Below are 14,990 nucleotides of genomic sequence, written 5' to 3'. Positions count from 1 at the left end.
GATTCTCAGGCCGCTTCGGCGGCGCGGCGTGTGAAGACCAGATCCCACACGCCGTGGCCCAGCTTGATGCCGCGGTTCTCGAACTTGGTCAGAGGCCGGTAGTCGGGCTTGGCCGCGTAGCCGTCGGCACCGGTGGCCGTATTGGCCAGCAGCGTTTCTGCCGAGAGCACTTCCAGCATCTGCCGGGCGTAGGGCTGCCAGTCGGTGGCGCAGTGGATGTAGCCGCCGGCCTTCAGGTGCAGCGCCAGCTTGCGCACCAGCGGCGGCTGGATCAGGCGTCGTTTGCTGTGGCGCTTCTTGTGCCAGGGATCGGGAAAAAAGATGTGCACGCCTGCCAGCGAATCGTCGGCCAGCATGTGGTCCAGCACGTCCACCGCGTCGTGCTGCACGATGCGAATATTGGTCTGCCCCTGTTCGCCGATGCGCTTGAGCAGCGCACCGACTCCCGGTTCGTGCACTTCGCAGCACAGGAAGTCGGTGTCGGGTTTGACATTGGCGATGTGGGCCGTGGCTTCGCCCATGCCGAAGCCGATTTCCAGCACGGTCGGGGCCGTGCGGCCGAACGTGGCTTCCAGGTCCAGGCGCTCGCCGGTATAGGGCTGCAGGAACCGGGGGCCGAGTGTCTCGAACGCCTTGGCCTGGCCGGTCGTCGTGCGGCCGGCGCGCCGCACGAAGGTCTTGATGCGCTTGGGATGCGCGACATCGTCGGGGGCACCGAGCTCGCCGGGCACGGGGGGGGCGCCGGCCGGATCGGTGGGGTCGATCGGGTCGACCGGGGTATTGGCGTTGGCGAGGGAGGGCAAGAGCGGCTCGTCGGGCTTGGACTGGGTCACGGAGGTTCTGGCGCTGAAGGCCTGTGGCAGAAAACGGAGGCCAGTCCCGGCGGGCACCGGCCGAAGGCGTCGATTCTACCGGCCCGGCGTGCAGGAGACGGCCAGGGGCATCCCCTGCAGGGCCCGCCAGCCCTCCGTCCAGACCGACAGCGCTTCGCCGGTGGACGCGGATGCGGCTGCCGGCGGCAGGCCCAGGGCCTGTGCCGCGGCATCCAGCGCCAGCCGGCAGACGGCTGGGCTGTGGGTGTCGAGGGCCGGTGCGCCATGCTGTTTCGAGAGTTTTTCTCCCCGGCTGTCGAGCACCAGGGGCACATGCAGATACTGCGGATGAGGCAGGCCCAGGGCCTGCTGCAGCCACAGCTGGCGGGGCGTGTTGTCGGTCAGATCGCTGCCGCGCACCACATGGGTGATGGCCTGATCCGCATCGTCGACGACCACGGCCAGTTGATAGGCCCACAGGCCATCGGCACGGCGCAGCACGAAGTCGCCGACCTGGGCCGTCACATCCTGCGCCTGGCGGCCGAGCAGGCGGTCGTGCCAGGTCACCCACAGATGGGCGGACGCCGGTGTGCGGTCGCTTTCGGGCGGGCAGGCTTCAGGGGCCAGGTGGATGGCGACGCCGGCACCTGCGCGCGATGGCGGCGGCGCTGCGAAGGCCGTCGCGCCGGCCGGCGTCGGTGTCATCGTCAACCCCGTCGTCAGCATGCGCCAGGCTCTTGCAGGCTTGCCATGCAGGCCGCTGCGGCAGGTGCCGGGGTAGACCCGCTCGCTGTGGCGTTCGTGCACCGCAGAGGGACGCAATGCGGCCTGTGCGGCGTCGATGTCGCGCCGTGTGCAGCCACAGGGGTAGGCCAGGCCATGCGCCAGCAGATCCTCCAGTGCGTTGGCGTAGCGCGCGTGCCGCCGGGATTGCCATACCGGCTCGTCGTCGGGCACCAGGCCCAGGGCGTGCAACTGGGCCAGGATGAGGCGATCCGCGTCGGGCTGGCAGCGCGGCGGGTCGATGTCCTCGATGCGGACCAGCCACTGCCCGCCGTGCGATCGGGCGTCCAGCCAGCTCGCCAGCGCGGCCACGAGCGAGCCCGCATGCAGCGGCCCGGTGGGCGAGGGTGCAAAGCGGCCCGCATAGCGCGGGCGGACGGAGGACGGGATGGCGGGCGACGGCTGGCTCATGGGCAGAAGCGAACTCTACCGCAGGCGGCTACAGGCGGGTGTCGAAACGCTCGAGCAGGGCCTGCCGCGTGGAAGGCCGCTCCAGTTGCTGCAGCCACCAGCGCAGCGCCTTGCCCGGCGGGCTTTTGGACGTGTCGCGCCAGAGGTAGGTCAGGGCACTGCTGCGGGTGGTGCGCGGCACCTGCTTGACCACCAGACGCCCGGCATCGACATGAGGCTGTGCCAGCTTGACCGGAAGGTGGCCCGCACCCAGCCCCCGCAATTGCGCCTCGAGTTTGGCCGACATGCTGGTGACGGTGAAGACATCCTGTCCGGGCAGCAGGCCCAGAGTCTGGCGGGACAGGCTGAGCGCGCTGTCGGCGACGGCGACCAGCCGGTGGCGGCGCAGCACCTCGTCGACGATGGGTTCCTGTGCCTGCGCCAGGGCGTGATGCGGGGCCACGGCAAACACGAAGTCGACCCGGCCCAGCGGCTGGCTGCGGACATCGGGCAGGGTCGAGCTGTCGAACACCGCGCCCACCGCCAGATCGGCCTGGCCATTGGCGACCAGTTCGAGCGTGCCGTTGAGCGTGGTGTCGCGCAGACGCAGGCGGGTCGGCGGGCCGGTCGTGTCGAGCGTGGCATCGTCGGCGGGGCCCAGGGCGTAGAACCGTTCGCACAGTTCCAGCACGGTCGAGCGCGAGACCAGGCTGTCGACCGCCAGAGTGAGTTCGTGCTCCCAGCCCGTGGCGATGCGGCGCACGCGGTTCGTGACCGCCTCGAGATCGCCCAGCATCCGGCGCGATTCGCGCAGCAGCACCTCGCCCGCCGGCGTCGGCCGGGCGTGGCGGGCGCTGCGGTCGAACAGCAGCGTGTCGAGCGCATCTTCGATCTGCCGCACCCGATAGGTCAAGGCGCTCGGGACCAGACCCAGTTCGCGCGCGGCCTGGGCAAAGCTGCCATGGCGGGCGATGCTGTCGAGCATGAGCAGCGCATCGGGCGTGAGGCTGGCGGCAGGGGCGGACGAGCGTGGAGCGGGCATGGACGGGCAGGGCAGGCAAGGGAAGAAGACCATCGATCATTCAAATTTATCGAATGATCTCTTCATGTGCATGTCATTGTATTGAATGGTGAGCGAGTCTACAGTTGAATCCAGCAACGGGCTTGCGGTGTTTTCCGGTCCGTTGTCTGTCACTGGACAGGCACTGTCGAACAGGTGCAATGGACATCGATGTCCACCATCCAAAACTTCAAAGGAATAGAACCATGAAAAAGCTCTTCGTTTTCGGCGGTACGGGTCACATCGGGCAGGGCCTGGTGCGCGAGGCCAACAGCCGCGGCTACACCGTCGTCGCCGCCGCGCGCGACCTCGCATCGGTGCCCGACATCGATGGCGTGACCTGGCAGGCCGTCGATGCGAGCAATCCCGAGAGCGTCAAGGCGGCCGTGAAAGGCAGCGTGGCGGTGCTCGCTTCGGTCAGCGGACGCAAGAGCGGCCACGACAGCGTGCCGGCCATCGCCGGCCTGCTGCTCGACATGCTGCCCGAAGCCGATGTGCAGCGTCTGCTGTGGGTCGGTGGCGCAGGCACGCTCGAAGTCGCGCCTGGCCTCCAGGTCATCGATACGCCCGATTTCCCGGCCGAATGGAAACCCGAAGCCCAGGCCCAGGGCGAAGCGCTGGCGGTGTTCCGCGACAGCCGTTCCAGCGTGAACTGGACCTACTTCAGCCCGGCCGCCCTGATCGAGCCCGGCGAGCGCACCGCACGCTACCGCGTGGGCGACGACGATCGGCTGCTGGTCGACGGCGAGGGCAACAGCCGCATCTCGATCGAGGACTTTGCAGTCGCCCTGATCGACGAGATCGACCTCGTCCGTTATCCGCGCAAGCGCGTCAACATCGCCTACTGAAGCCGGCGCGTGCCGTCTCAGCGCGCGAGCGGGATCGGCGTGGCCCGGTCCACCGGCACGGCGGTCACGCTGTTGGTGGGCGAGCCGTCGATGAGCTTGTCCGAGTAGGTGAGATAGACCAGCGTGTTGCGTTTGGCATCGACCATGCGCACCACCCGCAGGCGCTTGAACAGGATGGACTGGCGTTCACTGAACACCTCGTCCTGCGTGGGCAGCGGTTTGGTGAACGTGACCGGAGCGACCTGCCGGCAGGCGATCGCCGCTTCGGCGCGGTCTTCGGCCAAGCCGACGGCACCCTTGATGCCGCCCGTGCGGGCGCGCGACACATAACAGGTCACGCCCTGAACCAGCGGGTCGTCGTAGGCCTCGACCACCACCTTGTGGTTGGGGCCGAGAAACTTGAAGGCGGTGCTGACCTCGCCGACGTCTTCGGCGGCAGCCGATCCGGCGCCCAGCAGCAGAGCCAACGCCGTGGCGCAGGCCGACAGGGCGGAAAACGACGAGGAGCGGTGGGCGGCGGGCAGAGGCATGGCGGATTCCAGCAGTTGGATGCGAAGAGAAACGGGAAGAGACCGGGTGCGGCGGCCAGAGTCGGCCGGCCCGGACGCCGATGATGCCATGTCGCTGCACTGCAGCACTTCCGGCATCGGCGTAATATGACGCAAGCTGGCGCCGTCGGCTGATTCCTTACATTCTTGCCTCTGCGACCATGCCCTTGACGTCACAGCCCGACTTGCCCGAGGTGTCCCGCGCGGCACGGCCCCATCTGCTGGTCATCGATGCGCAGAACGATTTCTGCGACATCCCCGGCGCCAGCCTGCCCGTGCCGGGTGCCGATGCCGACATGCACCGCCTGGCGGCCTTCATCCGCCGCCACCTGCCTGACATCGGACGCATCACGCTCACCCTCGACAGCCACTACCGCATCGACATTGCCCATCCCGGCTTCTGGCGCACGGCGGAAGGCACGGCCGTGCCGCCGTTCACCGCCATCGGCCTGCAGGATGTACGCGAAGGCCGCTTCTTGCCGCGCGATGTCCAGGCCTTGCCGCGGGTGCAGGCCTACCTGGCCGCCCTCGAGTCGCGGGGCCGCTACACCCACATGGTCTGGCCGGTGCACTGCGAACTGGGCACTTGGGGCCACAACCTGCACGCCGAGGTGGCCGCCGCGTGCGGAGCCTGGGAAGACCTGCACGGCCTGCAGGCGGACAAGGTGCTCAAGGGGCTCAATCCCTGGACCGAACACTACAGCGCCATCGAAGCCGAAGTGCCCTTGCCGGGCGACGCGTCCACCCAGACCAACCGCGCGCTGCTCGACAGCCTGGCCGGTAGCGGGCCGGTGATCGTGGCGGGCGAGGCCGGCAGCCACTGCGTCAAGGCCACGCTGGAGCACCTGGTGCGCGAACTGCCGGCCTCGCGGCTGGTGCTGCTGACCGATGCCATCAGCCCGGTCCCGGGGTTCGAGACGCAGCAGTCGCAGATTTTCGACGCCCTGGCTGCGCAAGGCGCTCGCCGGGTCCGGACGGACGAATGGCGGCTCGATGACCTCGGGTCCGTGCCGGCGACTTGACCGGGTCCAAGGCCGCACCGGATATCGGCTGGCCACTCGCCACGGCCGGGATTGGCCGATGCAGTCCTGCCGGGCGACTATGATGCGCGGTCCGGCGCCCCGGCTACGCGGGGTGCGCTGCTAGACTGACCGATCGACGACACCTACCCCGGGCCCGACGTGTGGTGAACAACAAGACAGACAAGATTTCTCCCCAGCTCGCCGGCAGCCAGGCGGGCTCGCTGGCCGACGCCGCCGTTTACATCGGACGTTTCCAGGTGTTCCACCTGGGCCATCTCGGCATGCTGCGCGCGGCGCTCGAGCGGGCCCGCCTGTGCGTGGTCGTGATCGGCTCGGCCCACCAGGCACGCACGCCCAAGAACCCCTTCACCTGGCAGGAACGGGCGCAGATGATCTGCTGCAACCTGTCGCCCGAAGACCAGGCGCGTGTGCTGTTCGTGCCCGTGCGAGACTACTACGACACCCCACGCTGGGAGGTCGCGGTGCGGCAGGACGTGCAGGCGCTGCTGGCCCGCCACGGCCTGCCCGATGCGCGGCCCTTGCTGATCGGCCATTTCAAGGACATCAGCAGCCAGTACCTGCATGGATTCGAAGGCTGGCCGCTGGTCTCGCTCGATCGCATTCGGGCCGGCGAACGGGCCTTGCACGATGCCTCGCAATTGCGCGACGGCCTGTTCGCGCTGGGCCAGCAGGCCAGCGCCACGGTCTGGCTGGCGCTGGGCGAGCAGGTGCCGCCGGGCACGCTCGAGTTCCTTCGCGGCACGGTCAGCCAGCCCTGGTTCGCCGAGATGGCCGAGGAATGGCGCATGCTGCGCGCCTACTGGGCCTCGTGGTCGGCCGCACCGTATCCGCCCACGTTCGTCACCACCGACGCACTGGTGCTCAGCGACGGCCATGTGCTGCTGGTGCAGCGCGGCGAGCTGCCCGGCCGCGGCCTGTATGCACTGCCGGGCGGATTCCTGAATCCGAACGAATCCCTGGTGCAGGGCGCACGGCGCGAGCTGCTCGAGGAAACCGGGCTGGCGCTGTCGGCGGCCCTGGTGCCGTCGGCATCGGCTGTCTTCGACCACCCGGACCGCAGCCTGCGCGGGCGCACCATCACGCATGCGTTCCTGTGGCGTCTGGATCATCCGGCATCGGCGTTGCCGGCCGTGCAGGGACAGGACGATGCCGCGCACGCCGTGTGGGTGCCGGTGGCCCAGCTTCAAGGCATGGAAGACCGGTTCTTCGACGACCACTTCCACATGCTGGTCAAGCTGCTCGGCCTGGATTACCCCATTTACGCGCCGACGAACTGAGGCAAGAGGCCCGGTTCTCACCGGGCCGGGCTCTCAGTCGTAGGGCAGCGTGAAGATGAGGTCGATGGCGTTGTCCTCGCCGCTCTCACCGCGCAGCGTGAAGCGCCGCGACAGATCGTAGAACACGTACAGCGTGCCCAGCGCGCCCGAGAGGCTGCGTTCGTAGGTCACATACAGATCGCGCGCCAGCTGCTTGCCGACGGTGAGCGAGGCTTCGGTCTCGCCGTCGCTGTTCTTGGCGCCGCCCACCGACAATTGATCCAGCCCGAACCGGCCGGCGATGCCCGGACCGCCCGAGCCGCCGCTCAGCAGGGCCACGGCAGCCTGCTGCAGCATGGCCGCTTCGGCGCCGCCGGCCGCGCCGGAGCGTCCCAGCAGCAGCCAGGCCAGCTTCTCGCTGTCGGCCAGATCGGGATCGGCGTAAAGCCGGATCGAGGGCGAGAGGGCCGGTCCCGTCACCTGCACGCCCACGCGCTGGGTCAGGCGCGGACGGATGGCCAGGATGTCGAGCGAAGGGTTGTCGTAGGGACCCGAGAAACGGATCAGGCCGCGCTCGATGTCCAGCCACTGGCCATAGGCACGGTACTCGCCGTCGTAGGTGGTGATGTCGCCCGTGATGCGTGGCATGCCGCCGTCGCTGACGGCTCTGAGCTGGCCGCGCAACTGCGTGTCGATGCCGTAGCCACGCAGTCCGAAGGCACGGCCCATGTCGAGCGTGACGTCGATGCGCGGCTGGATGGCCTGGGTGCCCGGCTCGCGAGCGGCCCGCTCGGCCTCGGCCTTGGCTGGGTCGGCCACCCGCACGTCTTCACCCAGCGTGGGGGTGCTCGATTCGGGCAGGACGATCAGGGCCTTGTCCACCGTGATCTTGCCGGTGAGGTCCAGCCGCTGGCCTTCCAGCGTGGAGACCAGATCGCCCGAGACCGTGACCTGCCGGTCGGCCCGGTTGCTCACGCTCAGTTGCCGGATGGCCGCCTGCATGCGCATGCTGGGACTGCCGCCGGCCCAGTCGGCCTGGCCCTGGGCGGTGACTTCGCCGCCCGCCGTGCCCTTGAGAGAGAACTGCTCGAGCGCCATGCGGTTGCCCTGCAGCCGCGCCACGAACTGGCCGTTGCCGAGCTCCACGCCGTCGAGCACCGAACGCAGGCTCAGGCCGCTGCCGCGCAGGGTGCCGTCGAGCAGCGGCTGGCTGCGTGTGCCCGCCAGTCGTGCATCGGCTTCCAGTTGACCGCGTATGCGCCAGCCCGGCGGTGCCAGCACCGACCAGATGCCCAGGCGCGTGAAGCTGGCCTTCAGTTGGCCGTCGAGCGGCGCGTCGGGGGCCCACTGCCAGGCGCCGTCGACTCGCTGAAGCGGGCTGCTCACCTGCATCTGCGCGTTGCCCAGGCGTTCGGTGGCCCACTGCAACTGTCCCTGGACCTGGGTGTTGCTGGCGGTGACGACCAGGCTGGCCGTCTGGATGCCGGCCGTCAGGCGCCGGCCGGGTGTCGGTGTGTCGTCGTCGTCCACGGTGGTCGTGCCGCCGCCCGTGGATGTGGTGCTCGACCGGGTGGTGCCCGCTCGGCCGTCCGGCTCGATGACCGTGATGCGGGTGCTGCCACGGCCGGGCGGCGTCTTGACCTGGCTGGTCGACAGGGCCAGCGTGTCGTTGACCGCTTCTTCCGACAGCAGGTTGATGTCGCCGCTGCGTCGCTGCACGGCGATGCGGGCCTGCAGGTTCTGGTCGAGCTGCACGTTCCAGTCGGCATCCAGCGCCAGATCGCCGGTGATGCCGTTGGCCGCCAGCGCACCGCCGGCCAGGGCATTGGCCCAGGCAAAGGGCAGTCCGTCGATGCGGCCCGAGGTGGTCAGTTCGGCGATGCCGCCCTGGGCCTGCATGCGTAGCCGCACCGGTTGCCAGGTGATGGGGAGATCGGGCTGGGCCGATCCCGTGGTGATGCGCGCGGGCGGGATCAACCGGGCGCGGCCATCGCCGACCTGCAGCAACGGTTCGCGCCAGTCCACGCTCACCGGTGCCGTGGTCTCCAAGGCCCAGCGGTTGGCCGGGCCGTGGCCTGCCGTGCCGGCGGCTGCCTGCAGCGGGTCGTCCAGCCGCAGGCGCAGTTGCTCCAGGCTGAGCTGCCAGTGCTGCGGCTGGCCGGCCGCCGCTTTCTGGCCGCCCTGCAAGCGGGTGTTCCAGTCGATGCGCTGGCCGGCCGCGCGTGCACGGCCTTCGAAATCCAGGCGAGCCTGGTCCAGGCGGCCGTCGAGGCGAGCGCGAACGTCGGCCAGCGCCACCGCGGCTTCGGCCTGGCCGGCCTGCGTCAGCGTGAACTGCGGCACGGCCAGCGTCGCCTGTACCGTGGGCCGCTCCCAGCCACCCTGCCATTGCGCATCCAGCGTGGCGTTGCCACGCACCTGCTGGCCGCTCAATAGATCGGCCAGACCCGGCAGGCGCCGGACCCAGGCCAGCGTCTGTGCCGCATCGGCGGCGGTCAACTGGGCCGTTCCCTTGCCGCTGCGCGGCGCGATGCTGCCGTCGACCCGCCCACGCACGCCGGGCACGGACAGTTCGACGCGTGCCGTTGCCGATTCGGTGGGCACGGCATAGCTGGCGGAGCCTTCGATGCGGGCCTGGTTGCTGGCGATGCGCAGGCGCTCCAGGCGCAGCGTCTCGGCGGCCCAGGAGCCGCGTGCGGCCGCTTCCTGCAGCCACAGTAGATTGCCGCCGCGCTGCGGCGCACGGCCCTTCAGATCGAGTTCGAAATCGACCGCCGGCCCGGCAGCCGATGCCGTGGAGGCCTCCGTGCGTGTCCGCGCCGACAGGCTGCCGCTGAGGGGGGCGGCAGCCAGCGTGCTGTAGAGCGCTTGCGGATTGACTTCGCGCAGCTGCAGGGTGGCGTCGGCTTGCAAAGGGGAGGAGGGCGAGGGGGCTGGAACGGACTCCGTCCCGGTCACCGTACCCGTGCCAGTGCCAGTGCCAGCCGCCGTGGTCGTGGTCGTGGTCGTGGTCGTGGTCGTGGTCGTGGTCGTGGTCGTGGCCGACACGGGCATCTGCACACGGCCGCTGCCGCTGATCTCCCCGCCGCCCAGGGCGACGGCCAGGCGCTGGATCTGGGCGGTGTTCTCGAACCAGTCGCCTTGAAGCTCGAGGCGCTGCAGCGGCAAGCCTTGCCGGTCCCACGGCGCAGGCTTGTCGTTGCGGATGTCGGCCATCACCGCCAGGCGCTGCTGCGCATCGGGCGTGATCGAGGCCTGGCCGCTGAGCAGCGTGGTCGGCAAGGTGGGCAGGAAGGCACGCAGATCGATGCCGGCCAGCGTCACGTCGGCCTGCTGAACCGGCAGACCGGCCTGCCAGGGGGCCAGGCGGGCTTGGATGCGCGCCCGGGCCTGCTCCTGGCCGGCCGTGCCCTGTTCCGTCTGGGCCTGAGCCTCGACCTGCAGCAACTCGAGCGGGCCGCTGGCCTGGGCTTCGAGCTGCAGCGGCAGGGGCGGCTGGCCTTCCGGCATCTCTGTTTCGAGCCGGCCCTTCAGTTCGGCCAGCAAGGGCATGGGGGCACGTGCGCCCAGCTTGGCATGCAGGCTGAACTCGCCCTGCAGCAGTTCGATGCGGGTGATCCGGACCTCGTGGTTGAGACCGTTGTAGGCGTAGCTGGCCTCCAGCCCGTCGAAGCCGAAAGCCTCGGGCTCGTCCCAGGCGAAGTGGCCGATCTTCAGTTCGGGCAGTTCGATGCGGATGGGCAAGGTCAGACTTTGCAGCGGTTGGCTGGGCTGCGGATCGGCGTCGGGCAGCGGGCGGCTGACGACCTGCACGCGTTCGGCGCGCAGCGTGTCGATCTTCACGGTGCCGGTGAGAAGCGACAGCGGCTGCCAGGCCAGCTCGAAGCCCTGCACCGCCACATCCAGTCCTTCCTGGCGCCAGCTCAGATTGTCGATACGACCGCCACCGCGCAGGCTGCCTTGCACACCGGCGACGTCCAGCGCCTGGGCCGCCGGAACATGGCGTTGCACCAGCGCCAGCGCCTGAGCCAGCGAGTTGGCCGTGCCGGCCCACACCCACAGGCCGACGACCGCGGCGATCAGCAAGGTCACGAGGCCGAGCAGGCCCCACATCAGCACGCGCAGCGCCCGCGAGCCCGCAGGGCCGGGCGACGGCGCTGCGGCCGGGGCCTGCGGAGGGGAGGATGCCGGTGGCGGCTTGTGTGCCGTTCCGCCGGCTTTGGTTTTTACATCGTCACTCATATCGTCCACCTGCCGCGCTCAAAACACAAAACCCACGCTCAGGTGCAGCCGCAGTTCCTTGGCCTGCAGGCCGTAGGCTGTACTGATCTGGAAGGGGCCAATGGGACTGCGCCAGCGCGCCCCCACGCCCACGCCGGTGGAAAAACTCAGATCCTGGGGTTTGTCGGCGACTGCACCCGAGTCGACGAAAAGCAGCGACTCCCAGTCGCTGGCGCGTCCATCCATGTAGATGGGACGTTGCCATTCCACGCTGCCCACGGCCAGGTAGCGGCCGGGCACCGTGGTGCCGTCGGTGGTCACGCCCAGGCTGCGGTAGCTGTAGCCGCGCACGCTGCTGTCGCCGCCGGTGAGGAACTGCAGCGTCGAGGGCACAGGGGCTTCCGCCTTGGCCGTGACCGCGCCGAGCTGCGTGCCCAGGGCGATGCGGCCGTTGCGCGTGGAGATCGGCACGTAACCCAGCGCCCGCGTCAGCACGCGTGTGAACGGGTACTGCTTGTCGGTGAGCGTGAAGCCGCCGCCGACTTCCAGCGCCAGGCCCCAGCCGCGCGTCGGGTAGGTGTTGTTGTCGAAGCGCCGGCGTGTCCAGGCGTAGTTGACCGAGAGCGCCGAAGTCAGCGTATCGCCCAGCGCGCTTTTTTCGCTGGCGCGCTCGTACTGAAGGTAATAACTGCGGTCGTAGTTCTCGCTGGTCTGCGTGCGGCCCACCTTCAGGGTCTGGCTGACCGAGGTCAGATCCGCGTCTTCCGAGCGCTTGAGCCCGGCCGATACCAGCGAACGCCAGTAGTCCTCGTCGGGCGGTGCCAGCAGGTCGACCGAGGCCGATTGTTCGGTGCGGTCGACCGCCAGCTTGCTGGTCGCTTTCCAGCCCAGCACGGGCAGGCGCAGGTAGTTGTGTTCGGCAGAAAAGCGCGGCCCGCTGTCGGTGCTCAGGCCGACGCCCAGCACCACCTTCTGCATCTTGGCTTCGCGCACCTGCACTTCGATGGGCGCGTTGTCGGGCGGGCTGTCCGGATCGACATACAGGTAGACCGAATCGAAGAAACCGCTGCTGGCCATACGCTGCTGGGCATCGAGCAACGCCTGCAGGCTGTACTCGCTGCCGCGCTGCAGGCGCGCAAAACGCTCGACCATCAGCACCTGGTCGTAGCGTTCCAGACCACTCACGTTGAACTCGCCGAAGCGGTAGATCGGGCCCGAATCGAGCGCCACGTTCAGCCGGGCGCGCCGGGTCTCGGGGTCGATGTCGGCGGCGCTCTGGGTGAGGCGGCCCGCCAGGTAGCGTCTGGCGGTCAGGCTGCGCACGGCCGCCGTCTTGGCGCTGGACCAGTCGTCCTGGCGAAAGGTCTTGCCCTCGGTCAGGCCCCAGTTGCCGCGGATGGTGTCGCGCTGCCGGGCGACGTCCGGGTCGGGGTTGTCGGCGATGTTGCCGGTGAACCGGATATCGACCGCCGACACCTGCGTCAGCGGACCGGGCTGCACCTTGACGCGGACGATGGGAATCTGGCCGTTGCGGTTTTCACGCTCGATCTCGATGTCGGGCGAGAAGTAGCCCAGCGTCGCCACCAGCTCGCGGATGTTGTCGGGCGCCATGCCGATGAGCCGGTTGATCTCCATGTCGCGCAAGCCGTCGAACTCGCGGAAACGCTGGAGCTCCATGTGCTGCTGAAGCAATTCGCGCACCTCGTCCGGGCCCTGGACTTCCAGCGCGAAGGCGGGTTTGGCCGGCGGCTTCTGTTCGTTCTTGAGCGTCTGGCAACCGGCCAGCGCAAAGGCCAGCAGCAGTGTCGCGCAGCGCATCAGTCGTCCCTGCAGAATCAAGCGCATTCTTCTTTCGTCTATCGATCGGTGGTGGATCTTCGTTGTCGAAGGTCCGGAAATACGGTGGTGTTCTATACGTCAAAAAGCCGGTTATGCGCAAAGCTTGTTATGCGGAAAGCTTGCGCATGGCCTGCTCCAGTCCGGCCAGCGTCATGGGGTACATGCGCTGGCCCAAGAGCTGCACGATGAGCGCGATGCTCTGCCGATACTGCCACACCCCTTGGGGCTCGGGGTTGATCCAGGCGTGTTGCGGGAAGGCCTGCAGCAGCCGGCCCAGCCACTGCGCACCGGCTTCCTGGTTATGGTATTCGACGCTGCCGCCCGGCTGCAGGATCTCGTAGGGACTCATGGTCGCATCGCCGATCAGGATCAGCTTGTAATCCTTGTTGTACTTGCGCATGAGATCCCAGGTGTCGAGCTTTTCGGCTTGGCGGCGGCGGTTGTTCTTCCAGACGTGGTCGTAGACGCAGTTGTGGAAATAATAGAACGCGAGGTGCTTGAGCTCGGACTTGGCCGCCGAGAACAACTGCTCCACCTGGGCCACGTGCCCGTCCATGGTGCCGCCCACGTCCATGAGCAGCAGCACCTTCACCTGGTTGTGCCGCTCGGGCACCATGCGGATGTCGAGATAGCCCGCGTTGGCGGCCGTGGCGCGCACGGTGTGGTCGAGATCCAGCTCGTCTTCGGCGCCCTGACGCGCGAACTTGCGCAGCCGGCGCAGCGCCACCTTGATGTTGCGGGTGCCCAGCTCCTGGCTGTCGTCGTAGTCGCGGTAGGCGCGCTGCTCCCAGACCTTGACCGCGCTGCGGTTGCGCCCCGCGCCGGCGATCCGGATGCCCTGCGGGTTGTAGCCGCCGTGGCCGAACGGGCTGGTGCCTCCGGTACCGATCCATTTGTTGCCGCCTTCGTGGCGCTCCTGCTGCTCCTGAAGGCGCTGCTTCAGCGTCTGCATCAGGGTGTCCCAGTCCATGGCCTCGACCGCGGCCTTCTGCTCGGCCGTCAGCTCGCGGGCCAGCAACTGGCGCAGCCAGTCGGCCGGAATGTCGCGGCCGGCCCCGGTGGCGGCCTGCACGCCGTGCACATAACCCGCGAAGGCCTGGTCGAACCGGTCGTAGTGGCGTTCGTCCTTGACCAGCAGCGTGCGGCTGAGGTGATAGAAATCGTCCATCGAGAACGAATCGGCCGATCGCGGGCCGGTCAACCCGGTCTGCAGCGCACGCAACAGGTCCATGTGCTCGCCGATCGAGACGGGCAGTCGGGCGGCGCGCAGAGCCTGGAAAAAATCGATCAGCACGGGCCGCCCTCTCCATGGGTTGAACCGTCGCGCATCTGCGGCCGCCTCGTCCTCGCCATGGCAATGCCGGCATCAGGGAACGGAGGCGGGCAGGGGCGAGCCGGCGAATACACGATGTGCCGGTATTGTGCCGCCCTTGCGCGCAGATGGCTGTCGGATCAGGCGCTGTCTGTCGCCCCTGGCTCAGCGCGGCTTGGTCAACTGCCAGCCCAGATGGGCCTGTACGGCCGGCCATTCGCTGGCGACGATGCTGAAGACCACGGTATCGCGCAGGCTGCCGTTGGGGGCGATCTGGTGGTTGCGCAGCACGCCGTCCTGACGTGCGCCCAGGCGCGCAATCGCCGTGCGGCTGGCTTCGTTGAACCAGTGGGTGCGGAACTCGACCGCGATGCAGCCCAGGGTGTCGAAGGCGTGCGCCAGCAGCAGCCGCTTGGCTTCGGTGTTGAGCCCGCTGCGCCGTACGCTGGCGCTGTACCAGGTGCTGCCGATCTCCAGGCGGCGGTTGGCGGCGTCGATGTTCATGTAGGTGGTCATGCCCACGAAACGGCCTTGGGCGTCGCGTACCGCAAAGGCCAGCATGCTGCCCTTGTCCTGAAGGCCCAGACGGCGCGCGATTTCCGTGTCCATCTGGTCGGGCGTGGGCACGGCGGTGTACCAGAGTTTCCAGACGTCGCCGTCCTGTACGGCTTCGCGCGCCTCGGCCGCGTGGCCGGGCACCAGCGGCTCGAGCGTGACATGCTGGCCGCGCAGCGTGATGGGGAGCAGGGGAGCGAGAAAACTCATGGGACGACTTTCCGGAGGCAGATGCGAAAAACGCAGGGGGCGGGCGGGCAGGCGGTGCTGCACGGCGGCGGGAGCGCGCCGCAGACACCATGATCGCGTACCGGCATCGTGTT

Annotated in this window: 11 protein-coding genes; 3 read left to right on the top strand and 8 right to left on the bottom strand. The window is 68.7% G+C overall.

The features are described from left to right. Positions 1-5 precede the first annotated feature (5 nt). The 3 genes from trmB to EC845_RS20240 all read right to left on the bottom strand — a co-directional run bounded on the left by trmB (position 6) and on the right by EC845_RS20240 (position 3,027). Positions 6-764 carry a tRNA (guanosine(46)-N7)-methyltransferase TrmB gene (gene trmB, locus EC845_RS20250; protein WP_233598206.1) on the bottom strand — a complete coding sequence of 253 codons (759 nt, stop codon included), beginning with the start codon at positions 762-764 and terminating at the stop codon, positions 6-8. 144 nt (positions 765-908) lie between these two features. Continuing rightward, entirely contained in the window at positions 909-2,006 is a 1,098-nt protein-coding gene (gene gluQRS / locus EC845_RS20245) for a tRNA glutamyl-Q(34) synthetase GluQRS (protein WP_123299955.1), read from the bottom strand. A 28-nt stretch (positions 2,007-2,034) separates the two neighbouring features. Next, the gene (locus tag EC845_RS20240) at positions 2,035-3,027 is read right to left on the bottom strand and encodes a LysR family transcriptional regulator (protein WP_123300193.1); all 993 of its coding nucleotides are present in this window, start codon (positions 3,025-3,027) and stop codon (positions 2,035-2,037) included. Between the two features lie 224 nt (positions 3,028-3,251). On the opposite strand from EC845_RS20240, the gene EC845_RS20235 reads away from it, so the two are divergent. Next, entirely contained in the window at positions 3,252-3,893 is a 642-nt protein-coding gene (locus EC845_RS20235; protein ID WP_123299954.1) for an NAD(P)-dependent oxidoreductase, read from the top strand. Between the two features lie 17 nt (positions 3,894-3,910). Here the strand turns inward: EC845_RS20235 and EC845_RS20230 are convergent, their stop codons facing one another. Continuing rightward, entirely contained in the window at positions 3,911-4,423 is a 513-nt protein-coding gene (locus tag EC845_RS20230; protein ID WP_123299953.1) for a CreA family protein, read from the bottom strand. 179 nt (positions 4,424-4,602) lie between these two features. Between EC845_RS20230 and EC845_RS20225 the strand changes: the two genes are divergently transcribed. Together EC845_RS20225 and EC845_RS20220 are read left to right on the top strand one after the other, a co-directional pair. Continuing rightward, positions 4,603-5,463 (top strand): cysteine hydrolase, encoded by an 861-nt coding sequence (locus EC845_RS20225; RefSeq protein ID WP_123299952.1) that lies wholly within the window; start codon positions 4,603-4,605, stop codon positions 5,461-5,463. A 164-nt stretch (positions 5,464-5,627) separates the two neighbouring features. Continuing rightward, on the top strand, positions 5,628-6,761 hold the full coding sequence (locus EC845_RS20220; protein WP_370451366.1) for a bifunctional nicotinamide-nucleotide adenylyltransferase/Nudix hydroxylase: 1,134 nt from the start codon (positions 5,628-5,630) through the stop codon (positions 6,759-6,761). A gap of 33 nt (positions 6,762-6,794) precedes the next feature. Here the strand turns inward: EC845_RS20220 and EC845_RS20215 are convergent, their stop codons facing one another. The 4 genes from EC845_RS20215 to EC845_RS20200 form a co-directional block, all read right to left on the bottom strand. Continuing rightward, positions 6,795-10,982: a translocation/assembly module TamB domain-containing protein gene (locus EC845_RS20215; protein ID WP_148077359.1), complete on the bottom strand. Its 4,188-nt coding sequence runs from the start codon at positions 10,980-10,982 to the stop codon at positions 6,795-6,797. Between the two features lie 18 nt (positions 10,983-11,000). After that, positions 11,001-12,806: an autotransporter assembly complex family protein gene (locus EC845_RS20210; protein WP_123299950.1), complete on the bottom strand. Its 1,806-nt coding sequence runs from the start codon at positions 12,804-12,806 to the stop codon at positions 11,001-11,003. A 100-nt stretch (positions 12,807-12,906) separates the two neighbouring features. Then, the gene (locus tag EC845_RS20205) at positions 12,907-14,094 is read right to left on the bottom strand and encodes a VWA domain-containing protein (RefSeq protein WP_123299949.1); all 1,188 of its coding nucleotides are present in this window, start codon (positions 14,092-14,094) and stop codon (positions 12,907-12,909) included. A gap of 183 nt (positions 14,095-14,277) precedes the next feature. Next, positions 14,278-14,877 carry a GNAT family N-acetyltransferase gene (locus EC845_RS20200; RefSeq protein ID WP_123299948.1) on the bottom strand — a complete coding sequence of 200 codons (600 nt, stop codon included), beginning with the start codon at positions 14,875-14,877 and terminating at the stop codon, positions 14,278-14,280. Positions 14,878-14,990 lie beyond the last annotated feature (113 nt).

This window comes from Comamonas sp. BIGb0124 (assembly GCF_003752175.1).
Lineage (GTDB): Bacteria > Pseudomonadota > Gammaproteobacteria > Burkholderiales > Burkholderiaceae_C > Comamonas_F.
The sequence above is the reverse complement of the archived record's forward strand: the minus strand, read 5'-3'. Positions and strand labels throughout refer to the sequence as shown.

Coding starts and splice junctions, on each gene's coding strand:
- EC845_RS20225 (WP_123299952.1), top strand. CDS start 4,603: ATGCCCTTGACGTCACAGCCCGACTTGCCCGAGGTGTCCCGCGCGGCA.
- EC845_RS20230 (WP_123299953.1), bottom strand. CDS start 4,423: ATGCCTCTGCCCGCCGCCCACCGCTCCTCGTCGTTTTCCGCCCTGTCG.
- gluQRS (WP_123299955.1), bottom strand. CDS start 2,006: ATGAGCCAGCCGTCGCCCGCCATCCCGTCCTCCGTCCGCCCGCGCTAT.
- EC845_RS20210 (WP_123299950.1), bottom strand. CDS start 12,806: ATGCGCTTGATTCTGCAGGGACGACTGATGCGCTGCGCGACACTGCTG.
- EC845_RS20235 (WP_123299954.1), top strand. CDS start 3,252: ATGAAAAAGCTCTTCGTTTTCGGCGGTACGGGTCACATCGGGCAGGGC.
- EC845_RS20200 (WP_123299948.1), bottom strand. CDS start 14,877: ATGAGTTTTCTCGCTCCCCTGCTCCCCATCACGCTGCGCGGCCAGCAT.
- EC845_RS20215 (WP_148077359.1), bottom strand. CDS start 10,982: ATGAGTGACGATGTAAAAACCAAAGCCGGCGGAACGGCACACAAGCCG.
- EC845_RS20240 (WP_123300193.1), bottom strand. CDS start 3,027: ATGCCCGCTCCACGCTCGTCCGCCCCTGCCGCCAGCCTCACGCCCGAT.